Annotated in this window: 18 protein-coding genes and 2 pseudogenes; 10 read left to right on the forward strand and 10 right to left on the reverse strand. The window is 56.0% G+C overall.

The annotated features are described in order from the left end of the window. Window positions 1–207: 207 nt before the first annotated feature. Window positions 208–573 carry a DUF6124 family protein gene (locus tag GIW48_RS17290; protein ID WP_236462971.1) on the reverse strand — a complete coding sequence of 122 codons (366 nt, stop codon included), beginning with the start codon at window positions 571–573 and terminating at the stop codon, window positions 208–210. A gap of 717 nt (window positions 574–1,290) precedes the next feature. On the opposite strand from GIW48_RS17290, the gene GIW48_RS17295 reads away from it, so the two are divergent. The 3 genes from GIW48_RS17295 (at window position 1,291) to GIW48_RS17305 (ending at window position 3,582) form a co-directional block, all read left to right on the forward strand. After that, window positions 1,291–2,004 (forward strand): hypothetical protein, encoded by a 714-nt coding sequence (locus tag GIW48_RS17295; protein WP_236462968.1) that lies wholly within the window; start codon window positions 1,291–1,293, stop codon window positions 2,002–2,004. Window positions 2,005–2,100: 96 nt separating this feature from the next. Further along, window positions 2,101–2,631: a hypothetical protein gene (locus GIW48_RS17300; protein WP_236462965.1), complete on the forward strand. Its 531-nt coding sequence runs from the start codon at window positions 2,101–2,103 to the stop codon at window positions 2,629–2,631. Window positions 2,632–2,826: 195 nt separating this feature from the next. After that, complete coding sequence (locus GIW48_RS17305; RefSeq protein WP_236462962.1) at window positions 2,827–3,582, forward strand: hypothetical protein; 756 nt, start codon at window positions 2,827–2,829, stop codon at window positions 3,580–3,582. A 138-nt stretch (window positions 3,583–3,720) separates the two neighbouring features. On the opposite strand, the pseudogene GIW48_RS29770 reads toward GIW48_RS17305, so the two are convergent. The 4 genes and pseudogenes from GIW48_RS29770 to GIW48_RS17325 form a co-directional block, all read right to left on the reverse strand. Next, a pseudogene (locus GIW48_RS29770) lies at window positions 3,721–3,883 on the reverse strand (DNA adenine methylase); the annotation flags it as partial. Window positions 3,884–3,906: 23 nt separating this feature from the next. Further along, window positions 3,907–4,656 (reverse strand): hypothetical protein, encoded by a 750-nt coding sequence (locus tag GIW48_RS17315; RefSeq protein WP_236462959.1) that lies wholly within the window; start codon window positions 4,654–4,656, stop codon window positions 3,907–3,909. Window positions 4,657–4,765: 109 nt separating this feature from the next. Then, entirely contained in the window at window positions 4,766–5,713 is a 948-nt protein-coding gene (locus GIW48_RS17320; RefSeq protein WP_236462956.1) for an STM4504/CBY_0614 family protein, read from the reverse strand. A gap of 230 nt (window positions 5,714–5,943) precedes the next feature. Then, window positions 5,944–6,135, reverse strand: a pseudogene (locus tag GIW48_RS17325) (phage portal protein); the annotation flags it as partial. A gap of 247 nt (window positions 6,136–6,382) precedes the next feature. Here GIW48_RS17325 and dusA point away from each other — a divergent pair. Further along, window positions 6,383–7,378 carry a tRNA dihydrouridine(20/20a) synthase DusA gene (gene dusA / locus GIW48_RS17330; protein ID WP_236478388.1) on the forward strand — a complete coding sequence of 332 codons (996 nt, stop codon included), beginning with the start codon at window positions 6,383–6,385 and terminating at the stop codon, window positions 7,376–7,378. A 615-nt stretch (window positions 7,379–7,993) separates the two neighbouring features. After that, window positions 7,994–8,920: a transaldolase gene (gene tal, locus GIW48_RS17335; RefSeq protein WP_138454296.1), complete on the forward strand. Its 927-nt coding sequence runs from the start codon at window positions 7,994–7,996 to the stop codon at window positions 8,918–8,920. A 196-nt stretch (window positions 8,921–9,116) separates the two neighbouring features. Here the strand turns inward: tal and rssC are convergent, their stop codons facing one another. Both rssC and rssB read right to left on the reverse strand, forming a co-directional pair. Next, window positions 9,117–9,599, reverse strand: a complete 483-nt coding sequence (gene rssC, locus GIW48_RS17340; RefSeq protein WP_003172602.1) for an anti-sigma factor antagonist RssC — start codon at window positions 9,597–9,599, stop codon at window positions 9,117–9,119. Further along, window positions 9,599–10,780, reverse strand: coding sequence for a two-component system response regulator RssB (rssB, locus tag GIW48_RS17345; protein WP_099548684.1), 1,182 nt, complete (start codon window positions 10,778–10,780; stop codon window positions 9,599–9,601). The genes rssC and rssB overlap by 1 nt, the downstream gene beginning before the upstream one ends. A 276-nt stretch (window positions 10,781–11,056) precedes the next feature. Here rssB and GIW48_RS17350 point away from each other — a divergent pair, with 276 nt between their 5' ends. After that, window positions 11,057–11,353 carry a PilZ domain-containing protein gene (locus GIW48_RS17350; RefSeq protein ID WP_017137444.1) on the forward strand — a complete coding sequence of 99 codons (297 nt, stop codon included), beginning with the start codon at window positions 11,057–11,059 and terminating at the stop codon, window positions 11,351–11,353. Between the two features lie 62 nt (window positions 11,354–11,415). Here the strand turns inward: GIW48_RS17350 and GIW48_RS17355 are convergent, their stop codons facing one another. Further along, window positions 11,416–12,105: an MlaA family lipoprotein gene (locus tag GIW48_RS17355; protein WP_065929195.1), complete on the reverse strand. Its 690-nt coding sequence runs from the start codon at window positions 12,103–12,105 to the stop codon at window positions 11,416–11,418. Window positions 12,106–12,300: 195 nt separating this feature from the next. Between GIW48_RS17355 and GIW48_RS17360 the strand changes: the two genes are divergently transcribed. Beyond that, window positions 12,301–12,909: an HAD family phosphatase gene (locus tag GIW48_RS17360; protein WP_236461955.1), complete on the forward strand. Its 609-nt coding sequence runs from the start codon at window positions 12,301–12,303 to the stop codon at window positions 12,907–12,909. A gap of 110 nt (window positions 12,910–13,019) precedes the next feature. Next, window positions 13,020–13,286 carry a DUF4404 family protein gene (locus GIW48_RS17365; protein ID WP_017137441.1) on the forward strand — a complete coding sequence of 89 codons (267 nt, stop codon included), beginning with the start codon at window positions 13,020–13,022 and terminating at the stop codon, window positions 13,284–13,286. A gap of 136 nt (window positions 13,287–13,422) precedes the next feature. Here the strand turns inward: GIW48_RS17365 and queF are convergent, their stop codons facing one another. After that, entirely contained in the window at window positions 13,423–14,253 is an 831-nt protein-coding gene (gene queF, locus GIW48_RS17370; protein ID WP_169985570.1) for an NADPH-dependent 7-cyano-7-deazaguanine reductase QueF, read from the reverse strand. Window positions 14,254–14,319: 66 nt separating this feature from the next. Further along, complete coding sequence (copI, locus tag GIW48_RS17375; RefSeq protein ID WP_236461958.1) at window positions 14,320–14,850, reverse strand: copper-resistant cuproprotein CopI; 531 nt, start codon at window positions 14,848–14,850, stop codon at window positions 14,320–14,322. A 156-nt stretch (window positions 14,851–15,006) separates the two neighbouring features. Between copI and GIW48_RS17380 the strand changes: the two genes are divergently transcribed. Together GIW48_RS17380 and GIW48_RS17385 are read left to right on the forward strand one after the other, a co-directional pair. Next, on the forward strand, window positions 15,007–15,687 hold the full coding sequence (locus GIW48_RS17380; protein WP_099548680.1) for a heavy metal response regulator transcription factor: 681 nt from the start codon (window positions 15,007–15,009) through the stop codon (window positions 15,685–15,687). Beyond that, window positions 15,684–17,039 (forward strand): heavy metal sensor histidine kinase, encoded by a 1,356-nt coding sequence (locus tag GIW48_RS17385; RefSeq protein WP_236461966.1) that lies wholly within the window; start codon window positions 15,684–15,686, stop codon window positions 17,037–17,039. The genes GIW48_RS17380 and GIW48_RS17385 overlap by 4 nt, the downstream gene beginning before the upstream one ends. Window positions 17,040–17,046 lie beyond the last annotated feature (7 nt).

The raw sequence follows: 17,046 nt of genomic DNA on the forward strand, positions 1-17,046 counted from the left end.
AACAAGCGCCCAACAGCAACGTGCCAGCAATCAGCGCGACTTTAACCAGGTTCGAGATCATGTTTTCAGTTCCCTATGGGCTGGAGGTGCGGGGGGCCTCTCTTGAAGAGGATCGTAGACCTCAAAGGCGCTGGGGATTATGAAATTTTGCGCGGTGACAGCAGGGGTTCAGGTTGCCGCCTTGGGGTAAGGCGGCGGGGTTGGGGGTCAGGCAGTGGCTGGGTTGGCGGCAGGCGAGACTTGCTCTTGGGCGCGGGCGACGAGTAAAGCGCTTAGGTCGATGAGTTGTTGGATGCCCAGGATGATGGCGCGGTGCGGGTCTTCGAGGTCGAAGGCCAGGGTGGCGGTTATTTGGTTGGCGGAATCGAGGTGCTCGGCGGCGTTGGCTAGTAGGGTTTCGGTGTCGATGTTGGGGCTGACGGAGAATAGGTTGCCGGGTGGGTGGTCGGTGGCGGCTGCGTCGTCGGATGGGGGCAGGTAATGGTGAATAGCGCGCTGAGCAGCAGCTTGAAGCTTGGCATCAGTTGGTTCAGCGTTTGAAGCATGAGGCGGATTAGGCGTGACCTTGTACATGGCGAAGCTCCTTTAGAATTCCAGGAACTACCAAACTCACTTCCACATGAGGGTGGCAGCTGTACGCAGGTGTGGAAGACCAGGGCTAAAGGACCCGGCGCACCGAAGTGCCCCGCGCACAGCCGCCATAAGCAATCATACAGACGTAAAAAAACGTCGGTAGGTGTTTATGGGCGATTGAACGCCTTCAGCTTGGTCGGACTTCCACATCCGGCCGCTGGATTGGCAGCGGCTGGGGGAGGTTAGCTAGGGGTGGTCTGAGGGGCAAGCTGAGAAAGGCGTGGGAAATTTCCCCATGGATTTTAGCCCGTTGCCGAGATTACTCCATGCTGTGTTAGTCGTCACGATGATGGATTGGAACTACCAATCCTGTAGTCCCTGCATTCCCTGCCCTACAGAGCTGATCTGAAAGCTGCGTACCACTTTTGTACCAACACAACTTCCAAGCATTGACGCCCTGCCCTTTACGATAGGCAGCAATCGGCCAGGAGCGGACGCCCGGCCTACGACAGCTTCCCGCCAAAAACGGCCGTCCACAGTGATACAGATGTGAATAATGTACGTTTTTGGCTTCGTCTGGCCTTCGATGCGATATAGCGCTCCGGAGGACCGATGCCTTCCAATTTATCCGCAGACTCCGGTTCGGTCAGTCGGTAGCGCCCCTGATACACTGTTTCTACAGCCGTCCCATGAACGGCAATTGAGCCGGGTTGAGAAATGGATATCAAAGAGTTTTGCCTCGCTCATGAGTTCGATATGAGCAAATGCGCAGTAGCGTCAGGTGGTGGTAGCTTCGAAATGACAGCGCTGAAAACTTCACCTGTCGAGTTCTTATGCCTGGCGGAAGACGATTTTGAGCGGGGAGGTTTGTCGGCCCTTGTAAATGCAACCACTAATGCTAAACGCGCGATTGTCTGTCAGCTTGACCAGTTGCTGATCTCATTTGGTTATCCGTCACTCAAATGGAATGTGCCAAAAAAAATAGAAAAATTGAGAGCACTTGGCTTATTGGCACCAAGCCTTCTGCGCAAAGTAGTTAACATGCGGAATCTTCTTGAACATGAATACGAAACCCCTGAATTTAAAATAATTGAGGAGGCGCTGGATATCGCGAGTCTTTTTGTAATGTCCGCATCTGCTATGTTCATTCCTTTTGAGGATGTGTTGGAGTTTTCGCTGCCGGACCCTGTTCCGAGGAGCAGCACTGTGACACACATCATGGCAGGGCTAAACCGAGAGGATCGTGGTACTTTCTATACGGTTTATGCATATGAACCTGGTGAGTATTACGGACGCTGCGTTGGTCAATGTGAGATTCAGTCAGGGCATGTGCTTTTCGAAGCAATGGTTAAGCTTTCCGCATCGCTGATGCTTCGCTACAAAGTCAATCAAGCTCTTAAGGAATTTGAAACTGCCTACGCTCAGTTATGAAGAAAAGAGAAAAGTATGGGTTAGGCCGCATTTAAAATAATGGTAGTCTGCCCCAATCGCACAATAGATTAAACCTGATGAGATAGCCTGAAAACCATGCAAGGAAAATACACCCCGCCCACTCTTCTGCCTCCACTGCGCTTATTTATCAACGCCAGGAATAAGGCTATCGAGGCTGGGTTTACTGACAACGGCGGCGCAATTCATTCCGTAGAGCGAATACTCGACATACTTTGCCAACGCGTAAAATACCCCCACCTCCGCCACATCAATAGCTTGAAGAAACACCCAAAAGCCGAATGCAGCGTTGATGCTCACCATGCAAGACTGCGCGGTGAAAGCGTCTTGATTGAGCACGTGATGCCGCGACGAGCCTTTGCACAAGAAGTGATCCGGCTTGTGATCAGTGGTTGCACAGACGACGAAATTATTTCCTTCATTCAGCAAAACTATCGCTTAGTGCTTTTAAGCCCACAGGAAACAATGGTACTCAACAGGTTGAATAGGTCGCGAATCACACCAGATAGATTGACTGATGCGGGAATTGTGATTTTTCAAGAATCGGCATCCATCGTTCATCGTGTAGCAGAATATTTAGCTACTACAGTGAAGAATAGTGAAGAATAGGCGGTCAGACCACGTTTTCAATAATGGTGGTCTGTCCCGAATGGCACAGGCGTCGCCCCTTTGGTAAGGCACGCGCGGCACTGCCAACAGATACTAGTTGGCAAAACGCTATTCGCTTAAAGTCCCACGTATATTAGGTCGCACGCCCCTTCACGCTTGCTCAGACACACTGCAAAATTAAAACAAAGGAAAGCTATGAGAAATTTAAGAAGTTACGACCCCATATGGATGGGTATTCTTACAGGCTTGGCCGCTTTAATTCTTTGGTACTTTTCCAGCCTTGCTGTTGAAAAATCTATCACCCCCTTAACGGATAAGATCTGGCCTTTTTTTTCTGCTGGACTTGGCGCATTTTCCGGTTCTTATTTTGCGTACTTATTCAGAAAACACGAGGAAAATCAGGCAAATTTGAATAAAAGAAAAAGCGCCTTAGATGCATGCCTATTTACTTTGATCAGGCAATACAACGCCATGTATCAAATGAAAAAATTATTTGACCAATATGAATTAGATTTTGATCGAGCATTTTCTATGCAGGCAATTAAGTTCCCAGAATATAAAGATGTTCGTATCGACTTCAACGGCTTAAACTTCTTTTCAGAGGCAAACGAAATCGGCCACCTTCTAGCCCTAACGATAGAGCAAGAGCGCTTCGATCAGACCATCATCAGCATGGACTTAAGAAACAATTTTCATGTAAACACTCTCCAGCCAGCTCTTGAGAAACACAATATAAATGGAGTCGAAATGCAACTTGAAGAAATTAAGCGACTTCTTGGGCCACTTATTTTTCACACTGCACTGAACCAGACAGAAACAACTTACGAGCTTCTTTGTAAAAACCTAGAATCAAATTATGAGCTACATCAAAAAACGTGGAAAATCTCGAAAAATATATTTCCTAATGGAAAATTCTTAGGACCTAACCCCAGCCACGAAAAACAACAATAAAAAATACAATTAACCACTAACAAACAATCAAAACAGCAGACCTGTGAACCTGCTAACAGCAACGTTAAAACTAATTTTCCTGTATAAAATCCGCCTAAACGGCGGCTTATATGATGGTGTTGCACACTTATTCAAAGCTTAGAACAGTCCTCCTAGTGCCCGGCTCCCAGTTCATTATCACAAGCTCTCCGCTAACCTTGGCTTTCACCTACCGCTGATTCACCGTGCTGTACCGGATGTCCACCGTCTCAAAATGGACCCCATCAAACACCCGCCTGATATCGGGGTGATCGTTGAGGGTGGAATACTACTGGAGATCTTGGCCTACGACTCCTGTCGCTGCATCCAATAGATCGAAGCCTCAATAACTTCCAGCACTCGAAGCTTGAGCGTCCCTTTCATCAAATTCATGTCTCGCTGATACTTTTCGAAAGTAGCTACACAAGCCGGATCAAGACGCTGCTGCTCGCTGAGCTCGTTGCCCAGATTTTGTGGAAATGGGTGCAGGGGCCACAAACCGTACTGGTCTGCCAGAAGCCGCACCTTGTCTCTAAGAACCAGCCAGTCGAGTGCATGGCCAGGCGAAATTGATGCTGCCAATGTCAGGCCGTGCTGAAAATCTGGATACCTTGAATGAGCGGTTTCCATTGCAAATTTGAGCCTGAGGATTTGAGCACTCGTCACAATCGAGCTCTTGTGGGCATTCAGGTTGTCCAGGGCCAAGATGGAGTCATCGATCGATGTGATCGGCGTTTCGTGACCAAAAACCCGAGTACGCTCGTAGGCGTCAATGACAGAGGCGACGATCAGATTCAAAGGCGTTAGCGTCAGCCTCTCCCTTCTGTAGTTGGGTATGAGCTCAATGACTACGTAGAACACATACGCAGAAAAAAGCCCTACAAGCAGATCACTGCTAACACTGCCAGTGGCCTCGGCAGAGAGAAAGGCGGCAGCCTTACTCCCTTTGAGCCAGGGCCAAACCTCAAGCTGGAGGTTGATCAGGACGATGAGACCCAGAACAGTGAGAGCAGCTGCGAGCAACCACTTTTCTCTTGTTTCACGCCAAACCCACATGACCCATCTCTCCCTGAAATCCGGCAAGCATACCGACAGGGAGGCTCTTTTACATCAAAACATGGCGTGTGGCAGGCGATGGCTCACCTCCTAGTACACGAGCAGAGCATCACGCGTCAGGGGCGGTTTGGGCGGTTTTTTTCTCCAGGCTGCACAACATAACGATTGCCGATGCGGTCATGTGCAAAACGTATGCAGCGATCTCAGGCTCGACCTCTGAGACCTCAGAGCCTTGCCCGTGCCCGCCCTCTTTATTCCTGATTGTTGGAACACTGCTTTCCAACAACGTTGAGAGAGCGTTCAGGTGGTTCTGGTGATACGAGGGCAGAAAGTTATTAGCCAGCAGTACACCCAAAAGTTTCTTAGCCGGTGAAGTTTTATCGTACTCCCAGCCCCGCAATTCCAGCACAACCTTAATAGTGCTTTCAAATGCCTTCAGCGCGTCGTTCAGGGCCTCTTTGAGGTTGCCGTGCCGATAGTGCTCGTATGCGCCAAAGAATTCATCCCTTGGGCCAGCGTATTCAGACTGATTCAGGAAGCTTATGGCGGGCTTGACCGCTTCTGTATGAAGAAGCTCGGAGTCAATTCTCAGAACTCTTCCATCACTTACTTCGTATCCCTTACCATGCTCTTTAAATCGCGTATTTAGCTCGGAAACACACTCATCAATGTAGGCACCAGTGTCTTCCTGAGGATACCGATACGTATAGGACTTATCTCTATAGGATTCCGCGATTACGAAGCAGAGCTCAATGGCATCAAGAACTCTATCAATATCCTGTTCGAGTGATATGAACTGGCCAAGCTCATCCATTACTGAGGCCCGAACATGGAGACCTGCCACAAGCTTATAGACCCCATACTCCCGCCGCAGGATTTCGCAAATACTTCCGTAATTTCTTTCTAGCTCGTTTCGATTCTGAATGCCAAGCACATCATCGATTACATAGCATATCTGAGCTCGGAGATTGGCATTGAAGCTTTCGTAGGTGTAGACATCAGGCTCAAGACCGAGCTCACGCTTCCTGCGTTTTGAATACAATTCGATGACTGGCATAGGCCCTCCCGGCACTGTGAATAGGCATCATAGCGAGCGGTGGGCCCTTTGACATCAAATCAGACAGCGATGGACTGAGTCGTAAGCCTGCCCGCGTTGTCCTCGATCAAGAAATCATTGCCCATGATGCCCCGACGCTTCAGTTCCCTAAGGTACTCGTACTCCCCCTATAGCTCGTCGGACCGGTCTTGACGCACCGCTTCGTCGCCTCGTTTGCTGCGCAGGGGGTTTTAGGCCCCAACGGGAATTTCGTAAGGTTTGAACCGCACAACCTCCTCCCCGAGCCAGTCATTCACCTGCGCCATACGCGCCTGAATCGGCTCCAGTTCATTGGCCGCATAAATCTGCGCTGCTTCCCTGATCGACCCAATCCCACCCGCGTTCTGCGGCACGATGCCCATCAGCTGCGGTGGAATGCGCAGGTTTCCAGCACATCACCAAAAAAGGGGACAGATTTATTTAGCAGTCCTACCGTGACCTACCGAACCAAAACAGCAACCAACGATTTAAGATCCCGACTGGATGCAATCATTGAGGCTGCTATGACACGGAATCCCTGACGCTGCCGGAAGATTCAACTCCCTCAACGATGTAGCCGCCAACCTCACCCGATCCCAGCCCCAATCCTGATAAACTCCCCGCCTCTGCCTCACCCATTCAGATTGCCCAATGCCCTTAATCACAGCTGCCCCCCAATCCCTCTCCCGCCGCTTCTCCGTCGCCCCCATGATGGATTGGACCGACCGTCACTGCCGATACTTCCTGCGCCTGCTCTCCAAGCACGCCCTGCTCTACACCGAGATGGTCACCACTGGCGCGATCCTGCATGGCGACCACGAGCGCTTCCTGCGCCACAACGAAACCGAGCACCCGCTTGCTTTGCAGCTGGGCGGTAGCGTGCCCGCTGACCTCGCTGCCTGCGCCCGTATGGCCGAGGCCGCCGGTTACGACGAAGTGAACCTGAACGTCGGCTGCCCGAGTGATCGGGTGCAGAACAATATGATCGGCGCGATCCTGATGGCGCACCCGGCGCTGGTGGCGGATTGCGTGAAGGCGATGCGGGATGCGGTGTCGATTCCGGTGACGGTGAAGCATCGTATCGGGATCAATGGGCGAGACAGTTATGCCGAGTTGTGTGATTTCGTTGGGACGGTGAGTGATGCGGGGTGTACGAGTTTTACGGTGCATGCGCGGATTGCGATTCTGGAGGGGTTGTCGCCGAAGGAGAATCGGGATATTCCGCCGTTGCGGTATGACGTGGCGGCGCAGTTGAAGCAGGATTTCCCGGCGTTGGAGATTGTGTTGAATGGCGGGATCAAGACGCTGGAGCAGTGCCAAGAGCATTTGCAGGTGTTTGATGGGGTGATGTTGGGGCGGGAGGCTTATCACAATCCGTATGTGTTGGCGGAGGTGGATCAGCGGTTGTTTGGGAGTGAGGCGCCGGTGGTGAGCCGGGCGCAGGTGTTGGCGCAGTTGCGGCCTTATATTGCGGAGCATTTGGCGAGCGGTGGTGCGATGCATCACATTACTCGGCATGTGTTGGGGTTGGGGACTGGGTTTCCGGGGGCTCGTCGGTTCAGGCAGTTGTTGTCGGTGGATATTCATAAGGCGAGTGATCCGTTGGCTTTGTTGGATCAGGCTGGGGAGTTGTTGGAGGGGCGGTGAGGGGTTAGGTGTCAGTTGGTTTATTTGGAGGCTGACAGGCGGCTTTCGCGAGCAAGCTCGCTCCCACAGTTTTGAGTGCGGGGTGTCAGGGAGTTGGTTGGTGGCTGGGCTGGCGTCATCGCAGGCAAGCCAGCTCCCACAGTTTGAGTGCAGGGTGTCAGGGGGTTGGGTGGTGGCTGGGCTGGCGTTATCGCAGGCAAGCCAGCTCCCACAGTTTGAGTGCGGGGTGCCAGGGAGTTGGTTGGTGGCTGGGCTGGCGTTATCGCAGGCAAGCCAGCTCCCACAGTTTGAGTGCGGGGTGCCAGGGAGTTGGTTGGTGGCTGGGCTGGCGTTATTGCAGGCAAGCCAGCTCCCACAGGTTTGGGCGATGGGTGTCAGGGAGTTGGTCGGTGGCTGGGCTGTTGTGGCGAGCCTGCTCTCACACGGGGCCGCGTGGGTTGGGGGAACTTGGGTTGAACCTGTCGGGGGTTTTGGTCTCCTATTTAGCACCAAGACGGGGCATTCAAACGGCTGTTTTCAGGTTGTTGCCCTCGCAAACAACTGAATGTATTTGCGCCCTTGAGCGCTTGTCGGCGCTCGGGTAATGTCATCAGACCCACAGGACAGAGCACGCCCATGACTTCCAAGCTGGAACAACTCAAGCAATTCACCACCGTTGTAGCCGATACCGGCGATTTCTCCACCCTCGCCAAGCTCAAGCCGCAAGACGCCACCACTAACCCTTCCCTGCTGCTCAAGGCGGCGTCGATTCCAGGCTATGCCACGCTGCTGGATGAGGCTGTGAAGGACTGCAACGGTGACGTGGGCCTGGCCAGCGACCGTTTTGCGGTGGCGGTAGGTCAAGAGATTCTCAAAGTCGTGCCGGGGCGTATTTCCACCGAGGTGGATGCGCGTTTGTCGTTCGATGAAGCCGCGATTCTCAAGCGTGCGCACCGTCTGATCGACCTGTACGACAAAGCCGGCGTAGGCCGTGACCGCGTGCTGATCAAGATCGCCTCCACCTGGGAAGGCATCCGCGCAGCGGAGAAGCTGGAAAAAGAAGGCATTCAAACCAACCTGACGCTGCTGTTTTCGTTTGCCCAGGCCGTGGCCTGCGCCGAAGCCGGTGTGTTCCTGATTTCGCCGTTTGTAGGCCGTATCTACGACTGGTACAAGAAGGCTAACGGCAACGACTACACCGGCGCTGAAGACCCAGGCGTTGTGTCGGTAACGCGCATCTACAACTACTACAAGGCCAATGGCTATAAAACTGTAGTAATGGGTGCGAGCTTCCGTAACCTCAGCCAGATTGAAGAGCTGGCCGGCTGTGACCGCCTGACCATCAGCCCGGACCTGCTGGAGAAGCTGGCGGCGGATGAAGGCAAGCTGGAGCGCAAGCTGTCGCCAGGCCATGCCGGTGAAGCGCGGGTGCATTTGACGGAAGCGCAGTTCCGTTGGGAGTCCAACGAGGATGCGATGGCGACTGAGAAGCTGGCGGAGGGGATTCGTCAGTTTGCTCGGGACCAGGAGAAGCTGGAGGCGTTGTTGACTGCCAAGTTGTAAGGCAGGCGGCGACAAAAAGGGCGGCACCTGTGAGGGTGCCGCCCTTTTTCATGTTTGCTGATCTCAAACCAACCCCCATTCAAACTGTGGGAGCTGGCTTGCCTGCGATAGCGGTGGGTCAGTGATGAATAGGTGGCTGACACACCGCTATCGCAGGCAAGCCAGCTCCCACATTGGATTGGGTTTCAACTGAAGGTCAGTGGCGCTCTAGGGCATTGACCAGGTCGTGGAACGCTTCGCGGTTGGACTCGTTCAGGCCCATCAGGATCTTGTGCGCTTCCAGCACCTTGACCCGTACCACTTCTTCGGACTGGTCTTGCGAAGGCAGGTCGGTCAGGCATTCCGGGCAGGGGATCGGGCGGTCAACGATGTTGAACACCTGGTCAAAACCCATGGACTGCAACAGACGGGTGATGTCTTCGTGAGTGGTGACGACGGTCGGCAACAGGCCAACCTTCTGCCGAGACAGAATGGACAACTTGGCCAGCAGGCCAAGGGTGGTGCTATCGATGCTGCGGGTTTCGGTCAGATCGATCACGATCGCTGAGAAGTTCAGCGCGGTGAAGATCCGCTCAATCGTCGCATCCAGCGCCGAACACAAGGTCAGGCGCACTTCACCGACAAACTTCAGGACGAAGGTCCCGTCTTGCTCGGCGAATTGGATTCTTCCGGTACTCATCAAAGATTCCTGCTCAACACCAATAGGGCGATATCATCCGGCATCTCCCCTAGCGTGGACAATCCAAAAACCTGCCGCAGGCCATCCAGGCTGCCGCCCGCCGACTTGACCTTTTGGGGCAAGGCAGCTTCTTTCTCTTTGAGTGTAGGCTCTGGAAGAAGGTCCAGTATGCCGTCGGACATCAGCGTAAGGCTGAACGTCGGCGGCAATTCCAGGATGTGGTCTTCGTAGGTGGCTTCGTTAAACAAGCCCACCGGCAAACCACGGCCTTCCAGGTAACGCACACTGTCGGGAGTGTATAAAACCGGCATCGGCAGGTGACCGCCGATGCTGTAGGTCAAAAGACCGGTTTCTTCATCAATCACGCCGCCAACCATCGTCACGTGCTTGCCCAGCTTGCAGCTGATCAGGCCTCGGTTGATGTGGCCCAGCACCTCGGAGGGGGTGAACTCCGGCAAGGTGCCATTGCGCTTGGATTCGAACAACAGCCGTGTGGTCATGAATTTCAACAACACGGTAACAAACGCAGAAGAAGCGCCGTGGCCGGACACGTCGGCCAGGTAGAACGCCACACGTCGCTCATCGACGCGGAAGTAGTCGACAAAATCACCCGACAGGTACAGCGACGGGATGATCTGGTGCGCAAACTTGAATTCGTCGATGGTCCACGGGCTCACCGGCAGCATGTTCATCTGCACCTGGCGACCGGCGTTCTGGTCTTCCTGGAGCAAATTGAGGCTGGCTTCGAGTTCGCGGTTGGCGGTTTCGAGCTTTTCGCGGTAGCGCTGGTTTTCCAGCAGCAGGCGAGCACGGTCCAGCGCGCGGCGCACCGAATGCTCCAGCACCGCCAGGTCTTCCAGGGGCTTGATCAGGTAGTCGGCAGCGCCCAGGCGCAGGGCCTCGACAGCATCGTTCATCACGCCGGCACCGGACACAACAATCACTGGCGTCTGCGGCGCACGCTCGGTTACCTGGCGAATCAGCTCGAGGCCGCCCATTTGGGGCATGCGCAGGTCGCAGATCACGAGGTCGGGCTTGTCGCGCTCGAACACCTGGAGACCCTGTTGGCCATTACTGGCCTGCAGGACGCTGAAGCCACTGTCTTCCAAATAGGCCGCGAGGCTCGCGCGCACTACTTCGTCGTCATCGATTATCAGCAGCGTGGCACTGGTTTTTTGCATGTGGGCAAACGGCGCCAGAATTAGGTTGGCGTAGGCGGCTCGGCAATGGCCGGGCTCACGTACTGGATTCGCTTTCTAGCCTCTCTGTCCTACAAAGTACTGGGATTTCTCCCATGCACAACGGTAAAGCAGAGGTGCCCTTCTAAGGCGCAGACGGTACTCCCATCCGTCAGGGGTTTCAAGCTCATGCCGATGGTCGCCGGGCGTCTTTACACCGCAAATCACCGGGAGTTATAAGAACAGTCACCACCACAACACAAAGTAAGGATGGAACTCGTGAGCGAACATGAGCGCGGCTACGACGAAAAACGCGATTTCATCCGCATGCGCGTGGATGCCGATGTGGCGCTGATCCACGCGGGGCAAGAGATTGCCGGGGTTTGTGTGGACCTTTCCAGCTCCGGCATGCAGGTTGAGGCACCTCGCCAGTTTCAGGTGGGAGACCAACTGACCGTGCGCATCGATTCGGAACACGCCGCCCTCACGGGCCTGGAGGCGGACACCGAGGTGGTGTGGGCCAAAAACGAAGGCGAGCGCCAGCACCTGGGCCTCAGGATCTTGAAAATGCGCTGAAAAACGCGCACAAAAAAGGCGACCTATAGAGGTCGCCTTTTTTCATTTCAAAACGTCACGGCTTAAAAGTCGTCGACGACCTTGCCGTCTTTTACCTTGAACTCACGGTTCTGCAGGTAAGCGTTACGGATAAAGGTGTATTTGTCGCCCGTGATCAGCTTCTCGCTGTCGAGCAGGCTGGCACGGGTATCAACGATGTTCAGGCCGAAGGTGCTGTTGCGCCAGCCGATATCGTTCATGTAGCGGTACGGTTGGGTGTAGCTGTCGACGTATTTGGACGGCGCATCACGCAGGGTGCTTGGGCCGAGCAGCGGCAGCATCACGTAAGGACCGCTGCCAACGCCCCAGTAGCCGAGGGTCTGGCCGAAGTCTTCATCGCTGCGTTGCAGCCCCATTTTGGTGCCCACATCAACAAAACCAAGCACGCCGAAGGTGGTGTTCATCAACAGGCGGGCGGTGTCTACACCGGCGGCGTGCGGCTTGAGCTGCAGCACGTTGTTGGCCAGGTTGCCGACATCGCCGATGTTGCGGAAGAAGTTGTGGATGCCGTCTTGTACAAATTGCGGGGTTACAAATTGATAACCCTGGGCAATCGGCTTGAGCGCGTAGGTATCAACGGTGTCGTTGAAGGTGAAGATCGGGCGGTTGACGCTTTCCCATGGATCGTCTTCCGACGCAGCCTGGGCCGCGAAGGGGGCGAGCAGGATAGTTGCACACACAGATAGCTGAGCGAAGTACTGGCTCCAGCGCATAGCTTTGGCTCCTTGAATGATCTGTCATGGGCGCTATGCCCTGAATAAGACCGTCAGTATATGACGGATGTGTGGATTTAGGCAGTAACGAGGAAACGACATACGCAAAATGCACAAAATTCCTACAAACAGGTTAAGTGTCATCCGCTTGTCATGCAGCCCGGATAGCGTCGTAGCTATTTCAGGGAAGTCGAAATGCCTCACGCCGAAATTGCCATAGCCAGCGCCCCCACCTTGACTGCCGTGCTGTTTGGCCTGAGTGGCTGCCTGGTGGATTTCGGTTCCCAGGCCCGCACAGACTCGCCCTGCCCCGACTCCCAGGCCACGCCCGGCGCGCTGAAGATTCTGCGCAGCCTCAAGGACCAAGGCGTGCCCTGCGCCTGGCTGGATGAACTGCCCGCCTCGGTGACCACACCCCTGTCGGCCGCATTGCCCGACTGGGTGAAGGCAACACCGCCCTCCTCCCTCCGCTGGCCGGCGCCACATGCCTGCTGGCAAGCCTTGATGGCACTGAATATCCAACGCCTCGAAGGCTGTGTGCTGGTCAGCGGCGAGCCACGTTTGCTGCAATCGGGCCTGAATGCCGGGTTATGGACCATCGGCCTGGCGTCCTGCGGCTCGCTGTGCGGCCTGTCACCTGAGCAATGGCAGGCGTTGACCGAACAACAGCGCGAGCACAAGCGCGGCAAAGCCACGGTGGCGCTGTATGGGCTGGGCGTGCATTCAGTGATCGATCACCTTGGCGAGCTGGGCACGTGCCTGGCGGATATCAGCCTGCGCCAGCTTAAAGGCGAGAAGCCCTGATAGAGATCATGCACTCAAGGCGCCGGTGGATTAATCTACAGGTCAGCCCGTAGACCTTTCACGGCGTGCCGCGGTCTATGCCAGTGCCTATCGATAAAAGGAAGAACGTCATGCCTGACCGCATAAAGCTTGAAGAACAGGTCAACATCCTGCGCGGGCAGTTGGAACAGCAACCGCCGCTGTCTGAAGAAAAACGTGAAGCACTGGAAGCCTTGATTGCCAAGTTCGAATTACAACTCGAACTTGAACCGGCCACCCAAACGCCCAGTATTTCCGACGATGTGAATCAAGCAGCCATAGAGTTCGATGCCGAACACCCGGTCATTTCCGGGACATTGCGCAATATCATGATCACCTTGGGCAACATGGGGATCTAACCCGGCCCCAAGCCAAACACAGAACCAAAATGTGGGAGCTGGCTTGCCTACGATGGCGGTGTATCAGTCACCCGATGTATGACTGATGGGCCGCTATCGCAGGCAAGCCAGCTCCCACATTTGTTTTGTGTGACGGCTACTGACGAGCCAGGCGCACGTTCTGGAACTGCACATTCTCAGTGCTGCGATACGGGTTGATATCCAACCCACCGCGCCGCACATAGCGCGCATACACCGTCAACTTCTCTGGCTTGAGCAACCGCTGCAAGTCCAAAAAGATCCGCTCAACGCACTGCTCATGAAAGTCCGAGTGCTGGCGGAAGCTCACGATATATTCCAGCAAACTGGCGTGATCCAACGCGTGACCACGGTACTCCACCACCACGCTGCCCCAATCCGGCTGGCTGGTGACCGGGCAGTTGGATTTGAGCAGGTGGCTGTGCACGCTCTCCTCGATAATGCGCGAGTCGTCGCAACGCAGCAGTTCCGGGCGCGGGTGCTCGTAGTTGCTGACACTGATGTCCAGGTCGTCGATGCACGCCCCCGGCAACGCCATCACGCCTTCGGCCTCAACCTCGGCCAGGCTGCGGATGCGCACACTCACAGGCAGGCCGGCGGCGGCGCTGAGGTCGGTGCGCAAGGTGGCTTCCAGGCTTTGCGTGTCGGCAAACGCGGTCTGGTTCAGCGAGTTGAGGTACAGCTTGAAAGATTTGGACTCGATGATGTTCGGCGACTCGGCCGGGATGCTGAATTCACCGATGGCCACCACCGGCTTGCCGGATGGCAGCAGCCACGACAGTTCGAAGCAGTTCCAGAAATCCACGCCCTTATAAGGCAGGGTTTCGGCAGTCAGGCCCAGCTCGGCCCATTTGGCGGCGCGAGGGATCGGAAACAGCAACGACGGCGTGTAGGTAGAGATGTATTCACTGGACTTGCCCAGCGGCGAATGTTCGGCTGCGGGATGCATGGCGGAAACCTGGCTAAATAAACTGCGCCAGTCTACCAGCCTTTGCTCCCGCCCTTAAGAATCGCCTCACTCAACGGTCAGCTTGCCGACCATGCCCGCCTGATAATGCCCGGCAATGTTGCAGGCAAACTCAAGACCCGCGGCCTTGTTGAAGGTCCAGGTCAGCTCGGCGGTCTTGCCCGGCTCGACCAGCACGCTGTTGGGATCGTCATGCTTCATGCCACCCATCTCGCCCATATCGCCATGCCCCATGGCGGCGTGGTCCATCTTGCCCATGCCGGTGGCCGTGAGCATGCCGCTGGCCTGCATCTTGAGCATTTCTTTTTGGTGTTCGGCGTGCATCGCCGCATCACCCAGGTTGAACTCGTGCAGCAACTGGCCTTTGTTGACCAGCACAAAGCGCACGGTCTCACCGGCTTTTACATCCAGAGCCTTGGGCGAAAAGGAAATGTCCTGCAGGGTTACTTCCACGGTGCGCGTGGCTTTATCGGCCGGTGCCGGGTGACCAAACGCGTAGGTGTGAGCCTCATCAGCCATTGCATTAACGCTCAATGCCAACAAACAGCCCGCCAATAACAGAGGTGTACGCAACGCCATGACGCTTCTCCAAAAAAGTGTGTCCAGCTTGGTCAGCACTTTAAGATGGCTCTGCTGCCAGCCAGCTGACTGCTAGATTACAACTTTGTCAGGTTACGCCCTGACGCTGCCGCCCACGGTATAAAGCCCATCGCCACCTGTTGCCACGAGTTGCCCATGAAACTGCTGATCGTTGAAGACCAACCGAAAACCGGCCACTACCTGCGCCAGGGCCTGACCGAGGCTGGCTTTACCACCGAGTTGGTGGCTGACGGCACGAGTGGGCAGCATTTGGCCCTGACCGGCGATTACGACCTGCTGATCCTCGACGTGATGCTGCCCGGCCGCGACGGCTGGCAAATTCTGCACGCCGTGCGCAGTGCGGGCCTGGACATTCCGGTGTTGTTCCTCACCGCCCGCGACGCCGTGGAAGACCGTGTGCACGGCCTTGAGCTGGGCGCCGACGATTACCTGGTCAAGCCTTTCGCCTTTTCCGAATTGCTGGCGCGGGTGCGCAGCCTGTTGCGCCGTGGCAGCAGCACCCCGCAGGAAACCACGCTGCAACTGGCCGACCTGCGCCTGGACCTGATCCGCCGCCGCGTCGAGCGCGGCGGCCAGCGTATCGACCTCACCGCCAAGGAGTTCGCCCTGCTCGAACTGCTGCTGCGCCGCCAGGGCGAAGTGCTGCCCAAGAGCCTGATTGCCTCCCAGGTGTGGGACATGAATTTCGACAGTGACACCAATATCATCGAAGTGGCGATCCGCCGCTTGCGCCTTAAAGTCGACGACAACTTCCCCACCAAGCTGATCCACACCGTGCGCGGCATGGGCTATGTGCTGGAGGAACGGTGCAATTGATTGCGCGCCTGTCCCTGGCCAGCCGTCTGGCCCTGTTATTTGCCGGCTGTACGGCGGTGGTCTCGCTCATCGCTGGCGTGTTGTTTAACCAGGCCAGCGAAGCGCACTTTATCGAACTGGACCAGCAGCAACTCGACGGCAAACTGATCGCGCTGCGCAGCACCTTGCAGGGTGTCGACTCACTGGCGTCCTTTACTCAGCGAGAAGCGCAACTGCGTGCCGAACTCAGCCGCCAGCCGGACCTTGCCTTGCGCATCAGCGCCGCCGGCCAACGCTGGTTTGATGGCGCGCCGAGTGTCACGCTGCCCGCAGCGCCCGGCCTGCACAGCCTGCAAAACGCCGGCACCGACTACCGCGTGTACAACGCGCCGTTGCTGGAGGGCCAACCCGGCTCGCCGCAAGTGACGCTGATCCTCGACATCACGCACCACCAGCACTTTCTGCAACGCATGCAGCGGTTGATCTGGCTCACGGTCGGCTTGTCCGCCCTGGCCACCGCGCTGCTCGGCGCATGGGCAGCGCGCAGCGGGCTGCGGCCGTTACGGCGCATGAGTGAAGTGGCCGCCGGCGTGTCGGCCCACTCCCTGACCCAACGATTGCCCCAGGCGCAAATGCCGGTGGAACTGGCCGAACTCGCCCAAGCGTTTAACGCGATGCTGGGGCGGCTCGACGACGCGTTCCAGCGCCTCTCGTCTTTCTCCGCCGATATCGCCCATGAACTGCGCACGCCCCTGTCGAACCTGCTGACTCAAACCCAGGTGATCCTCACCCAGCCGCGCCCGCTGGAGGACTACCGCGAGGCGCTGCACAGCAACCTGGAGGAGTTGCAGTGGATGGCGCAGTTGGTGAATGACATGTTGTACCTGGCCAAAGCCGACCATGGCCTGCTGATGCCCAAGCGCGAAGCGCTGGCGCTGCACGATGAAGTGGAGGCGTTGCTGGAGTTTTTTGCGCTGTTGGCCGAAGACGCGCAGGTCAATCTGGTGTGCGAGGGCACGGCTCAAACGGCGGGCGATCGCGGTATGTTGCGCCGAGCCTTGTCGAACTTGCTGGATAACGCGCTGCGGTTTACCCCCGTGGGTGGCGAGGTGCGCGTGCGGATAACGGAAAGCGCACAGGCTGTGACGCTGACTGTCGCCAATACAGGGGAAGGTATCCCTGCGGCTTTGTTACCTAAATTGTTTGACCGGTTCTATCGGGCAGACCCGGCGCGCCATGAAGGCAGCAGCGAGCATGCGGGGCTGGGGTTGGCGATTACCCAGTCGATTGTGCGGGCGCATGGAGGAAGGATTTATTGTGAGTCTGAAGCCGGGTGGACGCGGTTTGTGATTGAGTTGCCCAGGGGGAATTGATGCAAGC

Origin of the sequence: Pseudomonas sp. PA-6-3C (assembly GCF_021605825.1) — a bacterium.
GTDB lineage: Bacteria > Pseudomonadota > Gammaproteobacteria > Pseudomonadales > Pseudomonadaceae > Aquipseudomonas > Aquipseudomonas edaphica.

Excerpts from the sequence above, each read along its gene's own strand:
- GIW48_RS17290 (WP_236462971.1), bottom strand. The coding sequence starts at position 573 with ATGTACAAGGTCACGCCTAATCCGCCTCATGCTTCAAACGCTGAACCA.
- GIW48_RS17295 (WP_236462968.1), top strand. The coding sequence starts at position 1,291 with ATGGATATCAAAGAGTTTTGCCTCGCTCATGAGTTCGATATGAGCAAA.
- GIW48_RS17300 (WP_236462965.1), top strand. The coding sequence starts at position 2,101 with ATGCAAGGAAAATACACCCCGCCCACTCTTCTGCCTCCACTGCGCTTA.
- GIW48_RS17305 (WP_236462962.1), top strand. The coding sequence starts at position 2,827 with ATGAGAAATTTAAGAAGTTACGACCCCATATGGATGGGTATTCTTACA.
- GIW48_RS17315 (WP_236462959.1), bottom strand. The coding sequence starts at position 4,656 with ATGTGGGTTTGGCGTGAAACAAGAGAAAAGTGGTTGCTCGCAGCTGCT.
- GIW48_RS17320 (WP_236462956.1), bottom strand. The coding sequence starts at position 5,713 with ATGCCAGTCATCGAATTGTATTCAAAACGCAGGAAGCGTGAGCTCGGT.
- dusA (WP_236478388.1), top strand. The coding sequence starts at position 6,383 with ATGCCCTTAATCACAGCTGCCCCCCAATCCCTCTCCCGCCGCTTCTCC.
- tal (WP_138454296.1), top strand. The coding sequence starts at position 7,994 with ATGACTTCCAAGCTGGAACAACTCAAGCAATTCACCACCGTTGTAGCC.
- rssC (WP_003172602.1), bottom strand. The coding sequence starts at position 9,599 with ATGAGTACCGGAAGAATCCAATTCGCCGAGCAAGACGGGACCTTCGTC.
- rssB (WP_099548684.1), bottom strand. The coding sequence starts at position 10,780 with ATGCAAAAAACCAGTGCCACGCTGCTGATAATCGATGACGACGAAGTA.
- GIW48_RS17355 (WP_065929195.1), bottom strand. The coding sequence starts at position 12,105 with ATGCGCTGGAGCCAGTACTTCGCTCAGCTATCTGTGTGTGCAACTATC.
- GIW48_RS17360 (WP_236461955.1), top strand. The coding sequence starts at position 12,301 with ATGCCTCACGCCGAAATTGCCATAGCCAGCGCCCCCACCTTGACTGCC.
- GIW48_RS17365 (WP_017137441.1), top strand. The coding sequence starts at position 13,020 with ATGCCTGACCGCATAAAGCTTGAAGAACAGGTCAACATCCTGCGCGGG.
- queF (WP_169985570.1), bottom strand. The coding sequence starts at position 14,253 with ATGCATCCCGCAGCCGAACATTCGCCGCTGGGCAAGTCCAGTGAATAC.
- copI (WP_236461958.1), bottom strand. The coding sequence starts at position 14,850 with ATGGCGTTGCGTACACCTCTGTTATTGGCGGGCTGTTTGTTGGCATTG.
- GIW48_RS17380 (WP_099548680.1), top strand. The coding sequence starts at position 15,007 with ATGAAACTGCTGATCGTTGAAGACCAACCGAAAACCGGCCACTACCTG.